Source organism: Burkholderia sp. PvR073 (assembly GCF_054055695.1).
In genome coordinates, this window is record NZ_JBSRXO010000009.1 from 1 (window position 1) to 24849 (window position 24849).

General features: G+C 66.0%; 19 protein-coding genes and 1 pseudogene. 11 read left to right on the forward strand and 9 right to left on the reverse strand.

Annotated features, from left to right (window positions below; translation table 11 throughout):
• Together ACVK00_RS24105 and ACVK00_RS24110 are read left to right on the forward strand one after the other, a co-directional pair.
• On the forward strand, positions 1-2244 hold a 2244-nt coding region (locus tag ACVK00_RS24105; protein ID WP_456826962.1), incomplete at its 5' end, for a pyruvate carboxylase.
• A gap of 159 nt (positions 2245-2403) precedes the next feature.
• A complete protein-coding gene (locus ACVK00_RS24110; protein ID WP_284901005.1) occupies positions 2404-3183 on the forward strand; it encodes a GNAT family N-acetyltransferase in 780 nt (259 codons plus the stop codon).
• 75 nt (positions 3184-3258) lie between these two features.
• Here the strand turns inward: ACVK00_RS24110 and ACVK00_RS24115 are convergent, their stop codons facing one another.
• From ACVK00_RS24115 to ACVK00_RS24130, 4 genes are read right to left on the reverse strand one after another with little or no spacing between them, the layout of a single operon-like run.
• The gene (locus tag ACVK00_RS24115) at positions 3259-4536 is read right to left on the reverse strand and encodes an MFS transporter (RefSeq protein ID WP_284901004.1); all 1278 of its coding nucleotides are present in this window, start codon (positions 4534-4536) and stop codon (positions 3259-3261) included.
• Between the two features lie 27 nt (positions 4537-4563).
• The gene (locus ACVK00_RS24120) at positions 4564-7386 is read right to left on the reverse strand and encodes a molybdopterin-dependent oxidoreductase (RefSeq protein WP_284901002.1); all 2823 of its coding nucleotides are present in this window, start codon (positions 7384-7386) and stop codon (positions 4564-4566) included.
• Entirely contained in the window at positions 7367-8221 is an 855-nt protein-coding gene (locus ACVK00_RS24125) for an FAD binding domain-containing protein (protein ID WP_284901000.1), read from the reverse strand. Before ACVK00_RS24125 ends, ACVK00_RS24120 begins: the two co-directional genes overlap by 20 nt.
• Positions 8222-8278: 57 nt before the next feature.
• Positions 8279-8956, reverse strand: coding sequence for a TetR family transcriptional regulator (locus ACVK00_RS24130; protein ID WP_228910552.1), 678 nt, complete (start codon positions 8954-8956; stop codon positions 8279-8281).
• A gap of 330 nt (positions 8957-9286) precedes the next feature.
• Here ACVK00_RS24130 and ACVK00_RS24135 point away from each other — a divergent pair, with 330 nt between their 5' ends.
• From ACVK00_RS24135 to ACVK00_RS24145, 3 genes are all read left to right on the forward strand, one after another.
• Positions 9287-10708, forward strand: coding sequence for a GAF domain-containing sensor histidine kinase (locus ACVK00_RS24135; protein ID WP_284900997.1), 1422 nt, complete (start codon positions 9287-9289; stop codon positions 10706-10708).
• Positions 10709-10985: 277 nt separating this feature from the next.
• Entirely contained in the window at positions 10986-11375 is a 390-nt protein-coding gene (locus ACVK00_RS24140) for a BON domain-containing protein (protein WP_284900995.1), read from the forward strand.
• Positions 11376-11472: 97 nt separating this feature from the next.
• Positions 11473-11913, forward strand: a complete 441-nt coding sequence (locus ACVK00_RS24145; protein WP_284900994.1) for a DUF3331 domain-containing protein — start codon at positions 11473-11475, stop codon at positions 11911-11913.
• Positions 11914-11987: 74 nt separating this feature from the next.
• Here ACVK00_RS24145 and ACVK00_RS24150 read toward each other — a convergent pair whose 3' ends face one another.
• The 3 genes from ACVK00_RS24150 to ACVK00_RS24160 all read right to left on the reverse strand — a co-directional run bounded on the left by ACVK00_RS24150 (position 11988) and on the right by ACVK00_RS24160 (position 13581).
• Positions 11988-12419 carry a universal stress protein gene (locus tag ACVK00_RS24150; RefSeq protein ID WP_284900993.1) on the reverse strand — a complete coding sequence of 144 codons (432 nt, stop codon included), beginning with the start codon at positions 12417-12419 and terminating at the stop codon, positions 11988-11990.
• Positions 12420-12674: 255 nt separating this feature from the next.
• Positions 12675-13166, reverse strand: a complete 492-nt coding sequence (locus ACVK00_RS24155) for an RNA polymerase sigma factor (protein WP_284900991.1) — start codon at positions 13164-13166, stop codon at positions 12675-12677.
• Positions 13167-13344: 178 nt separating this feature from the next.
• A complete protein-coding gene (locus ACVK00_RS24160) occupies positions 13345-13581 on the reverse strand; it encodes a DUF4148 domain-containing protein (protein WP_354123394.1) in 237 nt (78 codons plus the stop codon).
• 547 nt (positions 13582-14128) lie between these two features.
• Between ACVK00_RS24160 and ACVK00_RS24165 the strand changes: the two genes are divergently transcribed.
• The 4 genes from ACVK00_RS24165 to ACVK00_RS24180 all read left to right on the forward strand — a co-directional run bounded on the left by ACVK00_RS24165 (position 14129) and on the right by ACVK00_RS24180 (position 21768).
• Positions 14129-19186, forward strand: coding sequence for a trifunctional serine/threonine-protein kinase/ATP-binding protein/sensor histidine kinase (locus tag ACVK00_RS24165; RefSeq protein WP_284900988.1), 5058 nt, complete (start codon positions 14129-14131; stop codon positions 19184-19186).
• Between the two features lie 120 nt (positions 19187-19306).
• Entirely contained in the window at positions 19307-19951 is a 645-nt protein-coding gene (locus ACVK00_RS24170) for a response regulator (RefSeq protein ID WP_435521301.1), read from the forward strand.
• Positions 19952-20178: 227 nt separating this feature from the next.
• Positions 20179-20562: a response regulator transcription factor gene (locus ACVK00_RS24175; RefSeq protein ID WP_350227452.1), complete on the forward strand. Its 384-nt coding sequence runs from the start codon at positions 20179-20181 to the stop codon at positions 20560-20562.
• Positions 20563-20697: 135 nt separating this feature from the next.
• A complete protein-coding gene (locus ACVK00_RS24180; protein WP_228910561.1) occupies positions 20698-21768 on the forward strand; it encodes a sensor histidine kinase in 1071 nt (356 codons plus the stop codon).
• Positions 21769-21865: 97 nt separating this feature from the next.
• Here ACVK00_RS24180 and ACVK00_RS24185 read toward each other — a convergent pair whose 3' ends face one another.
• On the reverse strand, positions 21866-22603 hold the full coding sequence (locus ACVK00_RS24185) for a response regulator transcription factor (RefSeq protein WP_228910885.1): 738 nt from the start codon (positions 22601-22603) through the stop codon (positions 21866-21868).
• 387 nt (positions 22604-22990) lie between these two features.
• Here ACVK00_RS24185 and ACVK00_RS24190 point away from each other — a divergent pair, with 387 nt between their 5' ends.
• The gene (locus ACVK00_RS24190; RefSeq protein WP_284900982.1) at positions 22991-23209 is read left to right on the forward strand and encodes a hypothetical protein; all 219 of its coding nucleotides are present in this window, start codon (positions 22991-22993) and stop codon (positions 23207-23209) included.
• A 53-nt stretch (positions 23210-23262) separates the two neighbouring features.
• On the opposite strand, the gene ACVK00_RS24195 is transcribed toward ACVK00_RS24190, so the two are convergent.
• Complete coding sequence (locus tag ACVK00_RS24195; protein ID WP_284900981.1) at positions 23263-24051, reverse strand: DUF3455 domain-containing protein; 789 nt, start codon at positions 24049-24051, stop codon at positions 23263-23265.
• Positions 24052-24369: 318 nt separating this feature from the next.
• On the opposite strand from ACVK00_RS24195, the pseudogene ACVK00_RS24200 reads away from it, so the two are divergent.
• Positions 24370-24810 (forward strand): annotated as a pseudogene (locus ACVK00_RS24200) (lytic transglycosylase domain-containing protein); the annotation flags it as partial.
• Between the last annotated feature and the right edge of the window lie 39 nt (positions 24811-24849).

Below are 24849 nucleotides of genomic sequence, written 5' to 3' on the forward strand. Positions count from 1 at the left end.
CGGATGGATCGCGCGCTGCGCGAGTTCCGGATTCGCGGCGTCACGTCGAACCTGCAGTTCCTCGAGAACGTGATCAACCATCCGGCCTTCATCGCGGGCGAAGTGACGACGCGCTTCATCGACAAGACGCCGGAGCTGCTCGCATTCGCGAAGCGCGGCGATCGCGCGACGAAGCTGCTGCGCTATCTCGGCGAGCTGAACGTGAACGGCAACGCCGAGATGAACGGTCGCGCGCTGCCGGCGCTGCCGTTGCCCAAACCGGTGCTGCCGAAGCTCGATACGGCCGTGGCGATTCCGGCCGGCACGCGCGATCGCCTGCGCGAGCTCGGCCCGGAGAAATTCGCGCGCTGGATGCTCGACCAGAAGCAGGTGCTGCTGACCGACACGACGATGCGCGATGCACACCAGTCGCTGTTCGCGACGCGCATGCGGACGGCCGACATGCTGCCGATCGCGCCGTTCTACGCGCGCGAGCTGTCGCAACTGTTCTCGCTCGAATGCTGGGGCGGCGCGACGTTCGACGTCGCGCTGCGGTTCCTGAAGGAAGACCCGTGGGAGCGCCTCGCGCTGCTGCGCGAGCGCGTGCCGAACATCCTGTTCCAGATGCTGCTGCGCGGCTCGAACGCGGTCGGCTACACGAACTACGCGGACAACGTCGTGCGCTTCTTCGTGCAGCAGGCCGCAAGCGCCGGCGTCGACGTGTTCCGCGTGTTCGACTCGCTGAACTGGGTGCGCAACATGCGCGTGGCGATCGATGCGGTCGGCGAAAGCGGGATGCTGTGCGAAGGCGCGATCTGCTACACCGGCGACCTGTTCGACACGTCGCGTTCGAAATACGACCTCAAGTATTACGTCGGCATCGCGCGCGAGTTGCAGCAAGCCGGCGTGCACGTGCTCGGCATCAAGGACATGGCCGGCATCTGCCGCCCGAAGGCGGTCGCGACGCTCGTGAAGGCGCTCAAGGAGGAAACCGGGCTGCCCGTGCATTTCCATACGCACGACACGAGCGGGATCGCCGCGGCATCGGTGCTCGCGGCGGTCGAAGCAGGCTGCGACGCAGTGGACGGCGCGCTCGACGCGATGAGCGGCCTCACGTCGCAGCCGAACCTGTCGAGCATCGCGGCCGCGCTGGCCGGCAGCGAGCGCGATCCTGGGCTTGATGCCGATCGCCTGCACGAAGCGTCGATGTACTGGGAAGGTGTGCGCCGCTACTACGCGCCGTTCGAATCGGAGATCCGCGCGGGCACGGCCGACGTCTATCGTCACGAGATGCCCGGCGGCCAGTACACGAACCTGCGCGAGCAGGCACGCTCGCTCGGCATCGATCATCGCTGGACCGAGGTGTCGCGCGCGTATGCGGACGTGAACCGCCTGTTCGGCGACATCGTCAAGGTCACGCCGACGTCGAAGGTGGTCGGCGACATGGCGCTGATGATGGTCGCGAACGACCTGAGCGTGGACGACGTGCGCAATCCGGACAAGGACCTCGCGTTCCCCGAGTCGGTCGTGTCGCTGTTCAAGGGCGAGCTCGGCTTCCCGCCCGACGGCTTCCCGGCGGAGCTGTCGCGCAAGGTGCTCAAGGGCGAGCCGCCGTCGCCGTATCGTCCCGGCGACCAGATTCCGCCGGTCGATCTCGACGCGGTACGCACGCAGGCCGAGGCCGCCTGCGATCAGCCGCTCGACGACCGGCAACTGGCGTCGTACCTGATGTATCCGAAGCAGACGATCGACTATTACGCGCACGTTCGCGCGTACAGCGACACGTCGGTCGTGCCGACGCCGGCGTTCCTGTATGGGCTGCAGCCGCAGGAGGAAGTGGCGATCGACATCGAACCGGGCAAGACGCTGCTCGTGTCGCTACAGGGCCAGCACGCCGATGCGCAGGACGGCATCGTGAAGGTGCTGTTCGAGCTGAACGGCCAGTCGCGCTCCGCGCTGGTCGAGCAGAAGACGGTCGTGCAGGCGGGCAAGGAGCGCCACGGGCTGCAGCGTGCCGATCCGGCGAATCCGCTGCATGTCGCCGCGCCGATGCCGGGCTCGGTGGTGACGGTCGCCGTGCAGCCGGGGCAGCGCGTGACGGCCGGCACGACGCTGCTCGCGCTCGAGGCGATGAAGATGGAAACGCACATCGCGGCGGAGCGCGACTGCGAGATCGCGGCCGTGCACGTGAAGCCGGGCGAGCGGGTCGCGGCGAAGGATCTGCTGATCGAGTTGAAAGATCCGACGCAATGCGTGTTGCCGTGAGGCTGACCGTGCCGGGGGTCGCAATGCGCCGGGCTCGCGGCACGTCTCGCACACGCGCACCTTCTCGTCGTCGGTGGAATCCGCGCGCCGGCACGGAATGAATCGGTTTGCTCGAGTGTTGTCGATAGATATCCGCTACCGACCTTGTTCAGGACCGAAATGACCTCTCCGACCGAACTGCTGGATGCTTCCGTGGCCGCGTGGCACGAGTCGATCGACGCGTTTTGTCGCTTGCAGGATGTGGGCTTCGTGGAACGCGGCGTGCATGGAACGAAGGCGATCTACAGTGGCGCGCCCGTGTCCGTGCTGAACGCGGTCATCAGCATGACGCGTCATCCCGATGTCGACGAAATCAGGCTGCTTTCCGGCGCGTTCAGCACGTGCGAAGTGCCGTGGAGCATTCAGACCCGCGACGCGAGCACGCAGGCCGACGAGATCGCGCGGATCGCGGACGGGCACGGCCTGACGCAACGCATCGCGTTGCCGTTCATGACGAAGCGTCTGGAGCGCGCCGCCACGCCGGCGAACAGCGACGGGCAAGCGGTCGTGCGGCGCGTCACGGCAGCGGACAGCGGACGGTACAACGGCGCGCTTGCCGCGGGCTATGAGGCGCCGGAGGGCGTATTTCGAAGGCTGAGCGCGCCGGCCGTGCTGGAAGCCGACGGCATGATGGGCTTTTGGGTGGAGGTCGACGGGATACCGGTCGCGACTTCGTTCGGCGTCGTGCGCAATGCTCAGGTCGGCGTATTCAATGTGTCGACGCTACCGGCCTATCGGCGACGAGGTTACGCGCGGGCCGCGACTCAGGCGGTGCTGGATGCCGCGTTCGAGACCGGCGCGCATACCGCGTTTCTGCATTGCACGCCGGCAGGGCGTCACGTGTACGAGTCGATGGGCTTTAGCACCGGCGAGGAGTGGCAGGTGTACGTCGGTCGCTGAGTGACGCGGGGAGCACGCAGGCGGGAATCGCTCGCGTCGCCGGGCGTTGATCGGCGCTCATTCCATCGCCGACAGTCAAAGCGATCGGGCTTTCGTCTCCGGCAACAGGAGCACCGCAAACAGCACGACGCCATAGGCCGCGCCCGAAAAGATCGCGATGGCCAGCGCGAGGCCGAGCGAATGGCTCAGCATCCCGACGAGGCTCGGGAACAGCGCGCCGATGCCGCGGCCGAAGTTATACGTGAAGCTTTGCGCATTCGCGCGGAAGTTCGACGGATACAGTTCCGTCAGGTAGGCGCCGACTCCGCTGAAGATCCCGCATGAAGAAAAGCCCAGCGGAAAGCCCAGCCACAGCATCTGCGCATTCGACAGCGGCAGCGTCAGGTACAGACACACCGACACAAGCGACAGCGCGGAGAACAGCATGAAATTGCGCCGGCGTCCCCAGAAGTCGGAAAGGTACGCGCCGACGACATATCCGCAGAACGACCCCACGATGATCACGAACAGATAAGCGCTCGTGTTGAGCACGGACAAGTGTCGCTCGATCTTGAGGAAGGCCGGCAGCCAGGTGGACATCGCATAGAAGCCACCCTGGATGCCCGTGCACAGCAGCGCGGCCAGGACCGTGCGGCGCACCTGCGAACGCGAGAAGATGGCCCACACCGACGGCTGGCTCGCGCCTTGTTTCCGGGCGGCGTCCGCCTGCACGAACACGTCGGGCTCCGGCACGTGCTTGCGGATGTAGAGCACGAGCAGGGCGGGCACGATGCCAACCCAGAACAGGCTGCGCCACGCCAGCGACTCGGGCAGGACGGAAAACGCAATGCTGTAGAGAATCGCCGCGCAACCCCAGCCGATCGCCCAGCCGCTTTGTACCAGCCCGACCGCCTTGCCGCGATGTGCGGGCGCGACGATCTCGCCGATCAGCACGGCGCCCACCGCCCATTCGCCGCCGAAGCCGAGCCCTTGCAGCGCACGAAGCACGAAGATCTGCTCGAAGTTCTGCGCGAAGCCGATCGCCAGCGTGCAGACCGAGAACCACAGGATCGTGCCTTGCAGTACCTTGACCCGTCCATATCGATCCGCCAGGATGCCGGCAATCCAGCCGCCCACCGACGAGAAAATCAGTGTCACGGTGCTCAGCAGGCCGGCCTTGCCGCGATCGAGGCCCCACAGGTCGATCAGCGAAGCCAGCACGAAGCTGAACACCATGAAGTCGAACGCATCGGTCGCCCAGCCGGCGAACGACGCCTTGAACGCCCGCTTGCCGGCGGGGTCGAGTTCCGCGTACCAGGACGAGCCGAATCCGGCTCGCAGTGAGACTTCCTCGGCATTTCTTGTTGGCGTCATCGTGTTGTTCACTGGGTGGGAACGGCGCTATCGAAGCGTGGAAGGCGCTTTACGGGCCGCGAGCGCGAGACGCACGACATCCGGCGTGGCCGGGGCTTCGCGGATGCGTACGCCGGTTGCGTGATGGATGGCATTCAGGATGGCCGCAGCCGTGGGGACCAGCGCCGGCTCGCCGATGCCTTTTGCCCCATACGGGCCGACGGCCGTCGGCGCTTCGATGAACATCGACTGCACGTCGGGCATGTCATGCACCGTCGGAATCAGGTAGTCGTGCAGATTGTTGTATCGGCCGGGGTGGTACTTCTCCATCAGCGCCATGCCGATACCTTGCGCCACCGCGCCTTCGATCTGTCCTTCGAGCAGCGTCGGATTGACCATTCTGCCGACGTCGTGCGCGGCCACGACCTTGAGTACGCGGACGCGGCCGCTGTCGCAGTCCACCGCGACTTCGGCCATCTGCGCGCCGAACGCGTAGGTGGCGTAAGGCGAGCCTTGCCCCGACGCATCAAGCGACGTGGTGGGCGGATCGAAGCTCTCTTCGGCCGCGATCACGTAGCCGTGTGCATCGACCGGCAGCGTCCGGAGATCGAGCACCTCGCCATTGACGGCAACACCGCGCGCATCGGCCGAAATCCGCGCGTCGGGTGCCGCGTCGGCGAAGGCGAGCAGCCGGTGGCGCAGCGTCGTGCCGGCGAGGAACGCCGCTCGACCGGTAATGAACGTCTGGCGCGAAGCGGACGTGCGCCCGCAATCCGGCGTCACCGACGTGTCCGGGCCGACGATGTGCAGCCGATCGACCGGTACACCCAGCGCATCGGCCGCGATTTGCGGAATGACGGTGTTCGCGCCCTGACCGGCGTCCACCGCACCCTGGTGCAGGACGATCGTGCCGTCGGGCCGGATGCCGAAGCGCACGGTCGACGGGTTCGGCAACGCGGTGTTGCCGCACCCGTAGAAGAACGCCGCCACGCCGACGCCATGACGCAGGTGGCCTGGCGCCGCCGCATTCAGCGTGGCGATCCGGGCGTGTGCGTCACGCCACGCCGGTCGCAGCGCATCGAGGCAGGCGACGAGCCCCACGCTGTCGTCCAGGACTTGCCCGGTCGGCAGGGTGTCGCCCGGCCGCAGCGCGTTCATCGCGCGGAATTCGAGCGGATCGATGCCGGTGGTAAACGCCAGCTCGTCGATGAGCTGTTCCTGGGACATCGTCGTTTGCGGGACGCCAAAGCCCCGGAATGCGCCCGCGGCCGTGACGTGCGTATGAATTGCACGTGCCCGCGCCGCATAGTGAGGAATGACGTACGGGCCGCCGGCATGCACCGGTACGCGATTGGCGACGGCCGTGCCCCACGACGCGAACGCGCCGGTATTGAAGTCGCCGTCGAACGTCACGGCATGCAGCCGGCCATCGGCATCGGCGGCCATGCTGGACGTCATTCGGCCGGGATGGCGCTTGGTCGAGGTGGCCATCGATTCCTCGCGCGACAACACCATCGCGACGGGCTGGTCGAGATGCCAGGCCGCGATCGCGAGCAGCGGCTGGACCGTCATGTCGAGCTTGCCGCCGAAACCGCCGCCGACCGCGGTCGCCACGACGCGCACCTGCTCCGGCGCGACCGCAAGAATGCGGGCGAGATCGGCGCGATGCGGATGCGGCGCCTGCGTGGACGAATGGATTTCGATGATGTCGCCCACGCGTCGCGCCCAGCCGGCCTCGGGCTCGAGGTACGCGTGCTCGACGAAACTGGATTCGAACGTTGCACTCACGACGTGACGGGCGCCTTGCATCGCGCGTTCCGGGTCGCCGCGGCGCACGTGCCCCTCGATCAGCACGTTGCCGGGACGATCGGCGTGCAGCTGCGGACTGTCGTCCAGTACCGCATCGGCGATCGCGAGCACCGGCGTCAGCGGTTCCCAGCTCACCGGAAAGCGGTCGAGGTCGAGCGCCGCGATGGCGGCGCGCTCGCCGACCACCAGCGCCACCGCCTCGAGATGGTGGCGCGCCTCCGTCTCAGGGAGGACGGGCTGATCCATGTACGGTGTCGCGACACCGTGCAGATTCATGCCGGGCACATCGGCGTGGGTGAGGACGCGGTGCACGCCCGGATGGGCGCGGACGAATGCGTCGAGGTCGCCGAACGCGAAACGCGCGCGGTGATGCGGACTGCGGACCGCGCGCAGGAACAGGCTGTCGGCCGGATAGCCGTCGGCGCCGAAGCGCTGGCTTCCATCGACCTTTTCCGGGCCGTCGAGGCGCGTCAGCGGTACGCCGACGGACGGCCCTTCGGACGGAGGAAGCGTGACGCATCGCGCGGCGCCGCCGCATCCCGCCTCGGTCACCGCGTCGACGATCTTCTGGTAGCCGGTGCAGCGGCACAGCACGCCGTCGATGGCGGCCCGCGCACTGGCGCGGTCGCTCACCTGGCCGGCGTCGATTGCGGCCGCCGCGGCCGTCAGCATGCCGGGCGTGCAGAAGCCGCATTGCACCGCCTGATGCGCGAGAAACGCGTGCTGCAGGCGGCCGCCGCAGCGGGTGCCGTCGGCGAGGCCTTCGACGGTGACGACACGGCGCCCCGCGACCTGTCCGACCGGAATCAGGCACGCGTAGCGCGCGTCGCCATCGACGATCACCGTGCAGCTGCCGCAATCGCCCTGGCGGCAACCTTCCTTGGTGCCGAACTGGCGCAGGTCCGCGCGCAGATGGTCGATGAGCCGCTGCGAGTGGTCCACCGGCAGGCTTTGCCGCGTGCCGTTGAGCTCGAACCAGTCCTGCTCCGGCGAAACCGGCGTGCTGCCGCCCGCGGTGGTTTCGCGAACCTCGGCCAGCTGATCAGGCAGTGGATGCGCCACGTGCGTTCTCCTCGATGCAGCATGTGAAAGCGCGCGTGACCGCCAGCCGCGCGAGATGAATGCGATGCAACGCCGTCGCCCGGCAGTCGTCGACCGGCGACAGCTCGGCAAGAGGGGCCGCCGCGATCACGCCGGCCAGTTCGTCGAGCCGCCGGCCTGCCAGTGCCGCCTCGAGCGCCGGCATCCGGCGCGCCACGTCGGATGCGCCGCCGATCGCAACGGCGACCGCGTCGACCGTGCCATCCGTGCCCACACGCAGCTGCGCGGCGGCCGAAACGACGGCGATCGCCGTGCCGTCGCGATTCGTGCATTTGATGAACGATGTCCGGTCGTGCGCGCGGGGTGGTGCAAACAGCACGGCGACCAGCAGTTCGTCCGCGTGCAGCGCGGTCCGGCCGTTGCCGAGCAGGAATTCGGCCAACGGCAAGCGGCGCACGCCGCGCAGGCTCGCCAGCTCGACGCGCGCGTCGAGCGCGAGGAGCGCAGGGATGCCGTCCGCCACCGGCGACGCATGGCACACGTTTCCGCCGATCGTGCCCTGGACGCGAATCTGCCGGGGGCCGACGCAAGCGGCGGCCGCCGTCAGCGCCACGGGCAGCCATGTCGTCCGGGCGATGGCTTCCCAGGTGCTCGCCGCGCCGATGCGGATCACGCCGTCGTGCTGCTCGATGGCGCGCAATGCGTCGACGCGGCTGATATCCACCCATGCCGAGCGGGCGGGCACGAGGCCGATATCGGCGAAGGCGTCGGTGGCCCCGCAAACGATGCGCGGCCGCGGCTGTGCCGCCAGCCGGCCGAGCACTTCGTCGATGGTGTTGGCGCGAAGATAGTTCATCGCAACGGGGCCTGCATCTTGATGGTCACGAGGGTCGACATGGGCGCCGGCACACGCTCAATCATCGATCGACGCATCCTTGCGGACCACCCGCAGCACGCTGTCGATCACGAACGTTTCCCAATGGCGCACGGCATCCGGCGCGTTCAGCTCCTCCCCGAGGAACGCGGACAACGTATACAGGTTCGATGTATAAAAGTACGCGGTCGAGATGATCAGCAGGAAAACGTCGCGCGCCCTCAGCCCCTTGCGAAACAGGCCTTGTTCGACGCCGTTCTCGAGAATCTTCGCGATGATCTCTACCGCATGCGACGAGTACTCGCCCCTGCGCTCGAGCTTGGACAAGTGCTTGCCCTTGTGCAGGTTCTCCGTGTTGAGCAGCGTGATGAAATCCGGATTGCGCCAATAATAGTCCAGCTTGAAGCGAATCACGGATTTGAGCGCTTCCACGGGGTTCGAAGCATCGGGCGCCATTTTGAGTTCCGCCTCGTCCATCCGTCGGTAGATGCCTTCGAGCACCGCAACGAACAGCCCCTCCTTGCTCCCGTAGTAGTAATAGATCATGCGGTCATACGACTTCGCCAGCCGCGAAATCCTTTCGACGCTGCCGCCTTCGTAGCCGTAGCGCGCGAAGACCTTGGTCGCCGCGTGCAGGATCTTGTCGCGGGTTTCCTGCGCCGCCGCCTCGCGGACACCGGTTCCACGCACAGTCTTGCCTTTTGCTGCTTGAGCCATACCGTTCCTATGGCGGCCGCCAACCCGGCCATGCCGCCTGAAAAAACTTGCACTAGCGCCGTTCTCTGACTTTCGTACAGGGAACGCTACATGAACTCCGGATTCTACGGAACTCTTCTCGCGTTCGCAACCCGACATAAATTTCTATAAGATTCAATGGCTTGCATCCATATTGCGCGGCCGATCCCGCAGCGTATCGAACGAATATCGCTATCTTCACATTTTTATTTCGAGAAAGTGCTGCTAACATTCGTTTGTGGAGTACTCACTACATGAAACGTTAATTTCAGGTTGGCAGAGGCCGCAACCCGGTACGCAGGAGATAGACGAATGAACAACGAACTCGACGATTCCTGCAGCGCTTTCGCTGCGCGGACTACCTGGAAATCGCTCTCCGGCCCGAGCGGCCCTGAAATGACCCCGGTCATCGAGGAACTCATGTCTCAATCGCTTCTCGCACTGGACGTGCAGGTGTTGCGCCAGATTTCCCACACGATGGCGGACGAGGTCGCGCCCGAGACGCGCATCGGGACATTGCTCGAGGCTGCGATACACGGCACGGCGGCGACGTGGGGCGTGATTGCGGTCATGCGCGACGGCGCCTGGGAGGGGGCCGCCAGCGCGACAGCGGCGCCTGCGCCGCCTGCGCCGCACGGGGAGCGGCTGCCGGCCGACCGGTTGCCGGTGCCGATCATTGCCGCCGCCGTGCATCTGCGCGACGGGCTGGTGCTGCGCGACGCCTGCGCCGCCGACCATTGGCGGACCGACGACTATGTGCGCCGTCGCAAGCCCCGCTCGGTGATGTGCGTGCCGATACGCTGCAACGGCGCATTGATGGGTGCGCTGTATCTGGAACACGGGGATTTGCCGGGCATTTTCACGTCGGCGAAAGCCGCGTTGGTCGAGATCCTTGCGCTGCATGCCGGGTTCGTCCTGGACAACCAGCGTCTGCACGACGCGCTTGCCGCTCGGCAGGCACGCGCGGACAGCATCGCGGCAAGGATCGGCGACACGCCTTCCGACGCGGATTGTGCCGAGCGGCTGAAGGCCTACGGCGAGCTGGCGGCTTCGATCGTGCATGAAGTCGCGCAACCGATCACGGCAATCGATACTTCCGCGCGCGCGGGGCTGAAGTGGCTCGATCGCGGCACGCCGAACCTCGACGCCGCGCGCGAGATGTTCGCCCACATCTGCGCGTGCGCCGAGCGCGCGCGCACCATCATCCGCGCGCTGCGCGCCAACGCACGGCACGAAACTCCCGCCTTCGCGACGTTCGATCTCGCCGACGCGCTTTCCGAGGCGGCCGAGATCATGGCAAGCACGCTGGATGCGATGAAGGTGAGCTTGCGCGTCGACGGACTCGCGTCCCCGCTGCCGATGCGCGGCGAACGCATTCAGCTGCAGCAGGCCGTCATCGGCCTGCTGATGAACGGCGCGGAATCGATGCTGTGCATCCCCGAGGAGCGCCGCGTCCTCGTGCTGGCGTGTGAAGCCGCTCAGGATGGCTTGCGGATTCGGATCGACGACAACGGCGACGGCATCGATCCGCGATTGGCGCAACGTATCTTCGACCCGCTGTTCACCACCAAGCCGCATGGGATGGGCATGGGCCTTTCCATCTGCAAGTCGATCGTGGATGCGCACGATGGTCAATTGGTACTGACGCCGCGCGTGGAAGGCGGCACGCGCGCAATGATGACGCTCCCGCGTTTTCCGGTTAGCGGTACAGCGGCCGCACATCAGGCGGCGTGACGCGCAGCGACGCGTGCAGCCATGTCCGCAGCCTATACGAACGTATGCGGCCATCTATCCTGACGGGTTGTGCAGCTAGCTACAGATGCTATGGATGCCGTTGACGCAGCGCCTTATTCTGGTTCCACCGGTACACGAATCGCATCGGTGACGACTCGGGCGACAGGTGATCGAGTCGGCTTCGCGATGTGGCGATGATGCGATTCGCGTGCGTCGCGACGATGCACACGACCGGAACCTGCGTGCCATTCGATACCAGCAACCCAAGGAATCCATCATGAAAATTCGACAAGTCATCCTGAATGGCGGCCTGGCGGCCGTCCTGCTCGCTGGCCTGCAACTGCAGGCATTTGCCGACGAAAGTGCCAATGCGGCGGGCACGGATGCCGCGGTGACGTCCACCCAGACATCCGCCCAGACGAAGAAGGCCACGCGTGCGGCCAATCGCGCGTTCTCGCGGTCGATTCAGAGGACGCTGTCGCGAACGAAGGGGCTGCAAGGGCAAGCGATCACGGTTTTCGGCAATGCCGCGACCGGACAGGTGACGCTGGCCGGCCAGGTGCAAACCGAACACGAAGACCATCTCGCGGTCGAGTCGGCCAGGAAGATCAACGGCGTCAAATCGGTGAAAAGCGAGCTGATGCTGCGTGAGAAAGGCGGCGCCTGAGCGAGGGCGCGCGCATACGCGGGGCCGAATGACGGGGTGTCGGTGATTCGTGCGTCCGCTTTCACATGATCGATCCGATTGATTGGGAGAAGAGGTGATGGGGATGCTGCATGAAGCGGACATCGTGGCTCGCACGTTGATCAATGTCCTGGATCCTTCGCAGGAACAGCGCAGCGTGTGCTTGCGAGCGCAGCGCACGCGATACAAGGCGCGACGCGTCGGGTCGCGTCAATGGAACGAGGACGATGCGCGTGCGCGCACCGAACCGCCTACGAGGATAGCCGTGATGGAACGCCTGTCGTTGTCCATGATCACTGTTTCGTGGAGCGACTCGTGTTCGGGGCGGTATGCCGAGCAAATCTGGTGCAGGAGCCGCGCGCGTGTCCCGTCGATATGTGCGCTGACGGGGCGTGCGATACAACGCGGGGACCCGGTGTTTCGTCCGCGGGGAAGCGATGTCTGTCTGCCCGGGAACCAGCAGCGGATGATTCTTGCCGCGACCGTCCAGTCGTGCATCGATGCGGCCGACGCGATTTAGGCGGGCGTCGAACGGCGGCGAACCGCGGACGAACGCGATGGCGCGTCGTCCGCGCGCGTCGATGCACGCCGGCGCTAGGTCGACGCGACCGTGACGACGACAAGCGCGGCGCCAGGAACACGCTCGGCCAGATCGAAGTGAACGGGAGGCTCGCGCCACCAGCGAGCGAACCCGGTGGGAGCGCGATATCCGACGACGATCATGTCCACGCAGGTTGTCGACGCATGCGCGGCGATAGCATCGGCCGCGCGTCCGAAGCGGAGATAGCCGCGCGCGGCGATGCCGTCGTCCGTCAGTGTGTCGACCGCCCGTTGAAGATCGTGATGGGCGGATTCCGCCAGACGCTGATGGGCGAGCTCGCTGAGCAGTCCGGCCGACCGTGCGTTGGCGGTGACATTGTCGACGATGGCGACGACGTCGACCGGGGCCGACAATGCGCGGGAAAGCGACGCACATCGTGCGAGTGCGGCGTTTGCTTCGTGGGATCCGTCATAGACGAGCAGCATTCTGGACAGCGATGACATCTTCGGCATGAGTGGCGGGGGAATAAGATCGCCCGTGACGGGCACCGGCACAAGCGGTCGGCGTTCGGTCACGTGCGCGGAAGCGGGCGCGACTGCTAACACTGAACACGCGATGGCGATCGTTTATTCCCGTGCGATCGCCCTGCGCCGGCGATCGTGTCGCGGCCGGTTCGCATCGAGAGGCGCGCGACGTCGCGCGTCGATGCGATGTCCCGTCTCCATGCGTGATTCGTCGGATTAGTCGGACACCAACCGAATCGCTTTGCGCGCACGGGAGATCCGGCTCATGATGGTGCCGATGGGTATGTCGAGCGTATCGGCTGCCTGCTGATAGCTGAGCCCATCGACGCTGACGAGCAGCAATGCGGTGCGTTGCGATTCCGGCAGCCGCTCGACGGCGTCGATGATTTGGCGGATGGCCAGTCCGGTTTCAGGAGCGGAGCCGGGATCGGAGACCGTCTCCAGCAATGCGTCGCTCAGTTCGAGCACGAGGCCGTTGCGATGATTGCGTTGCCGCAAGTCATTGAGCCATATCGACTGGATGATCGAGAACATCCAGCTCAGCGGCGACGTATCGGAGCGCAACTGATGCGCCCGCTCGAGTGCGCGCATGCAGGCTCGCTGCACGAGTTCTTCGGCATCGTAGCGATTCCCGGAAATGCGCATCGCGAACGACCACAGACGCGGCAGGATATCGGGAAGCATCGTTGAAAGTTCGGTTCGCTCCATGACGACTCGAGTCCGGCATGGGATCCCCGCTGCACATCGACCGCACGTGCGGCCTCGAGGAATCCCGGCATCTTCGTGGCTTCGCCCGGACGCGGATGCGCGGCCGCCGATGAAGCGCGCGCACGAGCCGGCGAGCATTGCGCCTGCCCGTGCCGGACCTCCGGAAAACGTCGTTGCTTCAATGGCCGGAATAGAGTTTCCTGAGCGCGTCGAGCTCGCCGCTCTGGCGCGCGCGAGCGAGCTCCTGACGCACTTCGGTACGTGTCTTTCCCATCGGCATCGCGACGGCCGGCGCCCATTGGGTCGTGGCCACGGCATCTTGATTCCCTGTCGACGAGTCGACAGGGGCCGCTGCATGGGCGCAGGCTGCGGTAGCAAACGCGACGAGCGCGAAGGTGATCCTTGAGGTCTTCATGTCGGAATCCGGAAGGTGGGTCGATCGAACGGAATGCACGGTATCTGGCGAACGCGGGGGCCGGATGCGCCGGCCGCGTCGCGAATGTCGTCAGAATTCGTCACATCTGTATTGAGCGCCGCAAAGGTATCCCGCATGTGTCCGCGGCGCGGCATTTTGCAATGTCATGTATCGATGCGGACACGCGATACATCCGGATACGAAAGCGCCGATCACGACGCGACGCGAGTGCGCTTCGGCAACTCGCATGCATTGGCCGGCGCGCGTTGTTGCATTGACGATATCGTGCTGGAACAATCGGCGGGTTCGCGTGTTATCACGGGTACCTGGAAGAAGGGCGAGGCGGCCGGTGAGGTGCGACACCGCACGAGCGAAATCGAGTGCGCCCCGCGGCCTGCGTCACGACCGCGGGTTCGAACGAACGGATACAACCCGGCATCCCGCCGCAACACGTGGCCGGTGGCACGGGTGCCGCATGCCGTGCTCCACGTCGCCGTGCCAGCGGCGTTCGAGCTGATGAACGCCACCGTTTCCTTACTGCATTCGCATGATCGAACTTTCGACACGCCGCTTTATCGAATTGAGCCCCGGCCCGCCACGGCTGCACCGTGCGATCGACGACCATGCGCCGTCGGTTCTGGTCGCCGGGCGGGGCGTCGCGGCACCGTCCGCGGTCGCGGCGCTGCAACGCGAATATGTGTTGCGCTCGGCGCTGCACGAACGCTGGTCCGCTGTGCCGCAAGCCATCGTGTCGCACGGTGGCGGCGCCGTGCTCATTCTGGCCGATCCGGGCGGGATGCCGCTCTCCGTTGAAGCTGTCCCGCAGCAGCGGTTGTCCGCATTTCTGCGGCGCGCGATTTCGCTCGCGACCGCGCTGGGCGAGATGCATGCGGCCGGTATCGTGCATCGCGCGCTTGCGCCGCATCGCTTCCTCGTGGATGACGATGATCGTGCGTTCCTGACGGGCTTCGGCTATGCGATCGGCCCCGATGCGACCGATCCGTTGCGCGATACCAGTCTCGAATGGGACGACACGGACTTCGTCTATACGGCGCCCGAACTCGGCACGCGCATGAACCTGCGTGTCGATGCGCGGGCCGATCTTTATTCGCTCGGTTGCATCCTCTATGAGCAGTTGACCGGCGTGCCGCCGTTCGATGCGACCGATGCCGCCGGGCTCGTGCACGCACACGCCACGCATTCGGCACGCGCCCCTCACGAACTCGTTCCCCATGTACCCGAGCAGATTTCGCGGATCGTCGTGAAGTTGCTCGAAAAGGCGCCGGAGCAGCGTTACGGCACGGCCGCGGGGCTCGTCGCCGATCTGCAGCGATGCGAGCAGTGCCTTCGCCGCGACGGTCGCATTCCGATGTTCGCGCTCGATGTTCACGCGGCGCTGCAGCGTCTGCAGCAAGCCGATCACGTGGTGGGCCGCGAACAGGAGATCGACGCGTTGCGCGCGCAGTACCGTGCCGTCGCCGCCGGTGGAGAGATGCGCGTCGCATGGGTTTCCGGCCACTCGGGCATCGGCAAGTCGACGCTGCTGCTGGAGGCCGTCGCGCGAATCAGGCACGACGGGGCGCTGCTCGTGGCTACCAGCAAGGGCGAGGAAGGGCGCCGCGGCACACCGTATGCGATGCTTGCCCAGGCGCTGGAGCCGCTGCTGCAGTTCGTGCTGGGTTGCGCGGACGACGAATTCGACATGTGGCGCGCGCGAATCGGAACGGCCGTGGCGCCCGTCGGACGCACGCTCGCGAGATTCCTGCCGGCGCTCTCGGCGGTGCTGGGCCCGCAGGCGGGGCCGCCGGAGCAATCCGAACTGGCGCCCGGGCTGGAGCGCGAGCGCGTGCTGCAAGCGATCGCCCGGCTGATCGCATGTTTCGCGGCACCGGAGCGCCCGCTCGCGCTGCTGCTCGACGATCTGCAATGGGCCGATGCGGGCACGATACAGGTGCTGGAGCGGCTGGTGCAGCAACACCGCGACACGGCATTGCTGCTCGTTGGCGCCTATCGCGGCAACGAGATCGATGCGGGTCACCCGTTGCGGGCCGGCCCGCTGGCCGACGTTCCCGATGCATTGACGGTGGAACTCGGGCCGCTGAACGAGCGCGCGACGACCGAGCTGATCGCCCACGCGCTGCATCAGGACACCGATGCGCTTCGCCCGTTGTCCGACCTGATCGGGCAGCGAACCGGCCGCAATCCGTTCTTCGTGCATCATCTGCTGCGCCTGCTGGCCGACGAAGGCATGCTCGACTACGACGCGGGCGCCGGCCTGTGGCGCTGGAACATGGCGCGCATTGCCGCGCATCGCGGCGGCGATGACGTCGCGATGATGCTGGCGCGGCAGTTCGAACTGCTGCCGGACGCCGCACGATTCATGTTGCGCCTGCTGGCCTGCATCGGCCAGCGTGCGTCGACGCGCCTGCTGGCCACGGCGGCCGGCCTGAGCGAGCCCGATGCGATCGAGGGGCTGCAGGCGGCGCTCGATGCCGGCAGTCTCCAGCGTGACGGCGACGACTGGACGTTCTGGCACGATCGCATTCGTGAGGCGGCGTATGCGTCGATCCCGGAGGACGAGCGCGCACCGCTGCATCATGCAATCGCGTGCCGTTTTCTGGCGGCCGGCGAGGCCTGCGCCGACACCTTCGTGCTGGCCGCGCAGGCGAACCTCGCCGGCACGATGGTCGCGACACCCGCGCAGCGCCGCGCGTTCGCGCGCGTGAATCTGGAGGCCGGGCAGCAAGCCCGGGCTGCCACCGCGCATCATTCCGCGCTCGGCTTCTTTCGCGCAGCCGTCGATTTCCTCGGCGAACGGGACACCAGCGGCGACGGGCTCGAGGCACGCATGCTGTGCGGCGAGGCCGAGTTCATGACCGGTGCGCTCGAAGCCGCCGAAGCGCGCCTGGCCGAGCTGGAGCGGGTAGCCGGCGACGGCACGTTCGGCGCGGATCTCACGCGCCTGCGCGCGGCGTTGTACACGGCGCTGGGCCGTTTCGATCTGGCGCTCGGCGTCGGCCTTGCGTTCCTGAAGCGCGCCGGCATCGATATCCCACCCCATCCGGACAGCGCAGACGTGCATCGCGAATACCTTCGCCTGCGCGGCTGGCTGGACCGCAACGGGATCGACGCGCTGCGTGACCTGCCGATCATCGCGGATCCGCTGCAGCGCGCGATTGTCGACATCTTTGCCGACCTGATCCCGCCGGCACTCTATTCCGACCAGGATCTGGTCGACATGATTCTGCTGCGCGCGGTGAATCTGGCGATCGAGCATGGCCATTCCGATGCATCGGCCGACGTCTATGTCTGCATGAACCAGATCTTCGGCGTACGTTACGGCGATTACGCCGCGTCGCTGGCATTTGGCGAACTCGCGCTGCATCTGGTCGACGAGCGCGGGCTCGATCGGTATCGCGGCCGCGTATACATGGCGCACGGCACGATCGTGGTGCCGTGGGTGTTGCCGGCGCGCTCGGCCCGCGCGTATATCTCGCGGGCATTCGAGATCACCGTCGAGTGCTGCGATCATACGTTCGCGCTCTATTGCAAGCGCAATGAGGCCACCGGCATGCTGTTCGCCGGCGAATTTCTCGGTGACGTGCGCGATACGGTGACGCACGGGCTTGCGATCGCGCGTGATGCGAATTTCCAGCTCGTGATCGATGCGCTGCTCGCGCAGCAGATGCTGCTGAGGCGGCTACAGGAAGGCGAGAGCGACGATCGCGACCTGTTGGCGCCGCCGGAGGGCAGGCCGCCGACCCTGGTTGATCTCGCCTACTGGGTGTACAGGCTGCAGGCCGCACTGTTGTTCGGCGATCTTCCGGACGCGCTCGACGCGCGTCGGCACGCGGAAGCTTGCGAGCATGCGGCGCGTTCGTTTGCCGAGCGGGCCGATTTGCCGTTCTACGGCGCGCTCGCACTGCTTGCGCTGCCCTGCCGCGATGCGTCCGAGGAGGCTGCGCTGCAGCGCCATGTCGAGCAGCTCGACGTCTGGGCGCGGGCGTGCCCGGAGAACTTCGTCGCGCGACGCGAGCTGGTGCGCGCGGAGCACGCACGCGTGAACGGGCAGCCGCTGGATGCCGCGGAAGCCTATGCGCGCGCCGTGGTGCACGCGGGCAGGCATGGCTTCACGCAGGTCGAGGCGCTGGCGGCCGAGTATGCGGCGCGATTCCATGCGGGGCGCGACACGATTGCCGCGCACGCGTATTTGCGCCATGCGGTGAGCGCATGGCAGCGTTGGGGGGCGCTCGCGAAGGTGCGCCAGTTGCAGGCCGCGCATCCCGATGTATTCGATGCCGGCGCCGGCAATCCCGTCGGGAGCCGGATGCACGCGCTGGACGTGAACGCGGTGCTGCGCGTGTCGAACGCGCTGGCGAGCGACATCGTGCCGGCGCGTCTCGTGGAAACGCTGTTGCGCACGACGCTCGAAAGCGCCGGGGCGGAGCATGGCGCGCTCGCGGTGTTGCGCGAGGGCGTCTGGCATGTACCGGCGCGCGCGGACGTGATCGACGGTACGATCGTCGTGACGCAGGAGGCCGTGTCGTTGACGGCGAGCGTGCTGCCCGTCTCGGTCGTGCAGGCGGTCGCGCGGACGCAGGAAGGGGTGGTGATCGACGATGCATCGGAGTCGCCGGTTCATGGCCAGGATGCTTATGTTCGCCGTCGGCGCCCGCGTTCGGTGATGTGCGTACCGCTGATGCGTTATGCGACGCTCGTCGGCGTGCTGTATATGGAAAACAATCTGGCGGCGCGGATGTTTACCGCGGCCAAGGCGGCGCTGGTGGAGGTGATCGCCTCGCAGGCCGCTTTCGCGCTTGAGAATGCGCGGCTCTATGAGGAGCTGGTCGAGCAGAACCGTCAGCGCGCGCATGCCGAGGAACAGTTGCGTGCCGCACTGGCCGGCCTCGAGCGCGCCAGCCGGCTGACCGCGATGGGCGAGCTCGTCGCGTCCATCGTCCATGAGATCGGACAGCCGATCGCCGCCGTCGACACATCGGCAAGCGCTGCGTTGCGTTGGCTGAACCGGGAACCGCCGGACGTCGGCGAAGCGCGGGAGATGCTCGCGCACATCAACCGGAGCGCGGCGCGGGCCAAGAGCATCATCCAGGCGCTGCGCGCGAAGGCACGCAAGGCCGCGCCGCAGTTTGCGACGGTCGACCTCGCCGAGGCCGTGCGCGAGGCCGCGGCGCTCGTCGCGCGGCAGCTCGACACGCTGGACGTGGTGCTGGAGCTGCGCAGTCACGAGGGGCCCGTTTACGTATACGGCGACCGGATCCAGCTCCAGCAGGTCGTGATCAACCTGCTGACGAACGGTGCCGAATCGATGGCCGAGCTCGAGACGGCGCGTCGTCTTTCGCTTGCGTGCGAAGCGCACGGCGTTGACAGTGTGCGCGTGAGCGTGGAGGATTCGGGCAGCGGCATTGCACCCGATATCGCGGACCGGCTGCTCGAACCGCTTTTCACGACCAAGGAGAACGGGATGGGCATGGGCCTCGCCATCTCGCATTCGATCGTGGACGCTCACGGCGGAACGTTGACGCTGTCGCCGCGCGACGGTGCCGGTACGCGAGCAACCGTGATGCTGCCGCGCGTCGATCCATGATGTGTGGTCCGTCGGCGGGCGACGTGCTGCGGGCCGACAGGTTCTTCGAGTTGTTGTGTTTGAGCCGCTGTGCGGCCACTCCTGAAAATTCATCAGCGAATATCGATGCCGGAAACCAGAATGCCCCACGCGACACCTGATCGGAACAGCCGCATCGTCTACGTCGTTGATGACGACGAATTCGTGCGCGCCGCGCTGATCAGCCTGTTGCGATCGATCGACCTGGAGGTTCGTGCCTTTGCGTCGACGGAAGAGTTTCTCGCGGCACCGAAGGGCGCGGGACCGTCGTGCCTCGTACTGGACGTCAGGTTGCGCGGGCAGAGCGGCATCGCGTTTCAGACGTCGCTGGCGGAGAGCGGCGGTCCGCAGATGCCGCTCATCTTCATCACGGCGCACGGCGATATCGCGATGACGGTGAAGGCGATGAAAGCCGGCGCGATGGATTTCCTGACGAAGCCGTTCCGCGACCAGGACATGATCGATGCGGTGATCGCGGCGCTCGAGCGCGATGCGAAACGGCTGCAGGACGATCACTCGCTGCTCGATCTGCGCGCGTGTTGGGAATCGCTGACGCCGCGCGAATGCGAGGTGCTGCAACACGTCGCGACGGGCCTGATGAACAAGCAGGTCGCGGGCAACATGGGCATCGCGGAGATCACGGCCAAGATTCATCGCAGCCAGGCGATGCGAAAAATGAAGTGCCGCTCGGTGGCTGAACTGGTGCGCAAGATGACTGCGCTCGGCATCAACGTGCCGTCGCGCTAGCGGCGGCGCGGGCGCGGAAAGCCATCGGCGCCGTGCATCGCGCGCCCCGCTCCGAAAAGGCGCGAGCGTCACTCGTTTACCCGGATCCTTCATCGACCGGCCCATGCACGCCCGCCGAGCCTACCCATACGTAGGTATGATGACGATGCCGCGGCGTGGCGGTATGCTGGCAACTTGGGTAACAGTGCTCGGGACGGCCCGTTCCGTCCTCCTCGTCATAAGCAGGGATGCCTTTTTCACTCTCAGCCTCCGATCTCGTGTCCATTGTCGACGACGATCCCTTCGTGCGCGCCGCCGCGGGAAGTTTCGTGCGTTCGCTGGGCGGGGAGGCGCGCGAATTCGCGTCGGGGCCGGCATTCCTGGCGTCCGATGTGGTGTCGCGCACGCGTTGCCTGATCTGCGACCTCCAGATGCCCGAGATGGATGGCCTCGAAGTGCTGGCCCGGATGGAAGCACGCGGGCTGCGCATTCCTACGGTGCTCGTCACGGCGTTCGTCAGCGTCCGCACGTCCGAGCGAGCGCGGGCCAGCACCGCGCTGTGTCTCCTCGAGAAACCGATCGACGCACAGGAGCTCGAAGGCTGGCTCGCCCGTGCGCTCGGATACGGCTGATCGCCGGCCCGCGCTGCAACGGCAACCTAAACCTTCGTAGGGGGTAGATGGCCGCTTGTTTGATGGTGCGAACCCCCGCACGCATGTTTTCATCTTCCCTGTACCGTCCGCCGCGACGGCGACAGGAGAACGAAGATGGCCAACATTCCTACCTTATCGTCCGGAGCCTGGTTTGAGGCTCGGCTCACGCGCTCCATACGCAACTTCAGCCGCGCATGCCGCGAGCATGCACGTGGTCTCGTCGCGTGTCCGGCCCGGCTGTTCGTCGTGGCTGGCGTGCTGTTCGTGGCGGCGGCGCTGTACGACGCTCGCGACCTGCTCGCGAATGCATTGCTCCCCGCCGTCGACCGCGATCTTCTGATGGCGAGCGTGACGGGCGCGATGCTTGCGCTGGTGGCGGCGGTGCTGTGGCTGCGCGCGCTGCGACTGGACGCGGCAATCCGGCAACTCGCCGCGGCACTCGAGGACCATGGGCTGGAAGAGCTGCCCCGTTCGCTGGTCGAGCGCGGCACGCCGTCGATCGCGAGACTGGCCGCCGCGATCAACGACGCGCATCACCAGCATGCGGATCGCGTAACGGAACTGCTGCATGTGCTCGCGGCCTATGCGCATGATCTGCGCACGCCGCTGACGCGCGTGATGCTGCGTAGCGGCATGCTGGAAGATCGCGCGTTGCGCGATGCGATGGAGCGCGACCTGGCCGAGATGGGAGAGCTGATCAACGCGAGCCTTGCCTGCGCACGGCTTCAGTGCAGCGTGGCGGAGCCGCCGCGCAGCGTCGACGTGGACGCGTTGCTCGGCTCGCTGGTCGACAACTATCGCGACGCGGGGCTCGCCGTCGCGCTGGACGGGCGGTTGGACTGTCCGCTCGTGACGTTTCCGCATGCGCTGCGGCGCGTGCTCGTCAACCTGATCGACAACGCACTGCGTTACGGACGCGATGTCCGCCTGTGCGTTCGCGTCGATGCCCGGCGCGTGATGCTTGCGGTGGTGGATTCCGGGCCGGGCATCGTGCCGGCGGAGATGGAAGCGGTCTTCACGCCGTGGTACCGGGCGCCGCAGACAGCGGCGCGTGCGCCGGGATCCGGATTGGGGCTTGCGATCGCACGGCGGCTGACGCAAGCGATGCAGGGCGAGCTGCAGCTGAACAATCGCAGCACCGGCGGCCTCGAAGCGCGCGTGACGTTGCCGCTTGCTGTCGCATGACGGCGGGCAGGCGATGTCGGCGGCGCGGCGTACCGGTATTGCCTCGACTTCCGTTTTCCGACCCGTGCGTGCGGCCGATGCGTTCGGTCGCGCTTGCCTAGACGCTCTCGTCGGTGAGTTCGTCGGCGACATCCTGCCGGCATTCACTCACATGGAGCCGATAGCCTTTCGCGTAGACCGACTGGATCGACCATTCCATGCCGATCGATCGCAGGCTCGCACGCAGTCGGCTGACATACATGTCGACCGACCGGCTCGTGGCCCCGCCGTCCCAGCCCCACACCACCGAATGCAGATCCTGCCGTTGGACGACGGTTCCCAGATGCGATGCCAGATGCCACAGGAGTTCGAATTCCTTGGTGCCGAGCGGGTGCGCGATGCCGTCCGCGACGATGCTGAGGTTCGTGCGGTCGAGCAAATGGCGCCCGACGATCATCTGCCTGCTTTCATTGGCCGACGCGCGAGAACGGCGCAAGAGCGCGCGGATCCGCGCGAGCAGCACCCTGCGGTCGAACGGCTTGACGAGGAAATCGTCAGCGCCAGTGTCGAGAATCCGGACGATATCCTCTTCATTCGAATGGATCGTCTGGAAGATCACCGGCACCGACGGGCTCGCCCGTCCACGGACCCACGCCAACAGCCTGTCGCCGCCGATGCCGGGCAGATCCCAGTCGAAAATCATCAGGTCGGCCCAGTGATCCGACAAGTAGTTTCGCGCATCGAGACCGTTGCCGAAGGCGCTCACATGATAGCCCTCGGTCTTCAGCCACGACGCCAGCAACGATCGCTGGATCACGTCGTCTTCCACGAGAACGATTCGTACTTGCTTGCCCATCATGACTCTCTTTTGACCAGCACAGCCTCTGACGGCCGCGCTTGCTCCATTTCCGGCTGCGTGAAAGCAGCGTCGGCCGTGGTGAGGAGGCGCCTGCCAGCAATCGCCGCGCTCAAGTCCCATCGACTTGAAGTCGGCGCCTCGACACCCGTCTCGCCATCGCACAGAGGGAGAACAATCGTCCTGACGCAAAAATTCCATCGCGGCAGTGTCGCTCCGTGGCTGCTGCCGGACAGGCTGCCGCGTGCGAGCCGGCACGAGCCGGTCGTTGCGGACGCTACCTTTCCTGACGTACAGCGGTTGCCCGTTTGCCGCGAATTCCGTCGCATGCGCGATGCCGCCCGATGTGAGTGATGTCGTTGAGGCATCCTACAACAGGATCAGATCGTGAAAATTGCCCGACGGGCTTTCAATGTATCCAATCCTTTCCGTATCCGTCACGGATACAGAGCGATACAAAAAACCTGTCGATTCACAGGCTATCGTTCGCTTGTTTTGCGTATTACGTGGAAATGGCGTTGGTGCATGTATCGCCGTCGTGCGGCGAAATATTCACAAAAAATGCATGGCGAAATTATTTATATTTATTCAATTCGCATACGCTGACCACTATGTGCTTTCCGCACGCAGCCGACATCGGTCGAGCACCCGCCCGCGATTCAGTGATCGGGCAGCGGCAGTGCGCCGTCGGGCAGTGCCGCGTTCCTGGGCAGCTTGACGAAATCGCCGGGCTGCGGATTCAGACTGCCCGGAATCACGGCGCGCTCGGGTGCGCCAGCCACGCTCGCTGACGGTAGCGGCATCGCAGGCGCCGGCACGGACGGCGACCGATACATCAAGTACGTGGCCGAATAGGGGACATTCAGCACCGAGCCCGCGAGCACGCAGGGCCGGTCGGGCGGCAAGCCGCCTTTCGTCTGCACCCGCAGGATGAGCCCGGTTCGTGCGAACCGGGTCTCGAAAACCTTGTCTCCGCCGTTGAATCGGGCGACGAGACGGGCCCATGGCAAGCTGTCCGGACTCACCGTCGCCTCGGCGTCCGGACGACTCACGACATAGCTGCCGTCGTAACTCGAAAAGTAGCCGCCCGGCAACGCGGTGCCGACACTCTCCCCGGTTGAATCGACGAGCGTCGACTGAACACCGCGATACACCCAGTTCAAGCCATTGTCGCCACGATCGCACCGATACACGACCTCTCCGCCGGCCGTCAGGATGTCTTCCAGCACGTCGTCGGGCGGTACCCTCAGCGACTCGGGCAAGTCGCGATTCATCGGCGGAAGCGGCGGCGCGGCGCACGCGGCGAGCGTGACGATCCACGCCGACAGCATGCGCCATCTTAGTGCGCGCCACCTCATGCAGCCGGTGGCCGCGTCGCTATTCAGGAAAAGCGCGCGTAATTGCTGCATGACTGCCGTTTGCCGACTGGCCGCGATATTACGCACCATAACGAACGCCTCGCGATGAATTGGATGAGGAGCGCAAATCATATTCGACGGAAAAATCGCGGCACGGCCGAGCGCGCCAAATAACCGTGGACGGTTCGCTTGCCGGCAACGCGCTTCGGCTCCAATGTGAATTCGCCTCTGTCGATTTGCCGTGCCCGGTTTGCGGATTCGCCGGTCGATGCATTGCTTCGGGAAGCCGCGTCTCGTGTTGGCGCGCCGGACGTACGATGCGACTCCAGGGCGATCGCGACCGGCCGCGCACGGCTGCCGGATTCGTGGATCGCATCTCACTCGTCGATGGTTTTACGTTACTCGTCCATGAAAGTATCGAGCATCGGGCTGCGTTGCCTTGTATTGATTTGCAGTGCAGGTGCGGTGCAGTTCGCGCGCGCCGACTGCTTCGATCATGCCGCTGCGTATCAGCATGTCAATCCGCTCATCCTGCGCGCCATTGCCTGGCAGGAGTCGCACAACCGTGCCGATGCGATGCACGTCAACGCAAACGGGTCGGTCGACTATGGAATGATGCAGATCAATTCGATTCATCTTTCGCCGCTTTCGCGCTTCGGCGTCGGACGAGAGGCACTCATGTCGCCGTGCAAGAGCGTGTACGTCGCGGCCTGGCTGTTGCGCCGTCAGGTCGACAAATATGGCAATACCTGGGCCGCCGTCGGCGCGTATCACTCGGCGACGCCGTCCCTGCGCGACGATTATGCGCGCCGGATAAGTGGCATTTTGCGGCGCTGGAAGATGCTTCCCGACGATCGGTCGGGCATCCGCACCGCGCAGCGGCCGGAG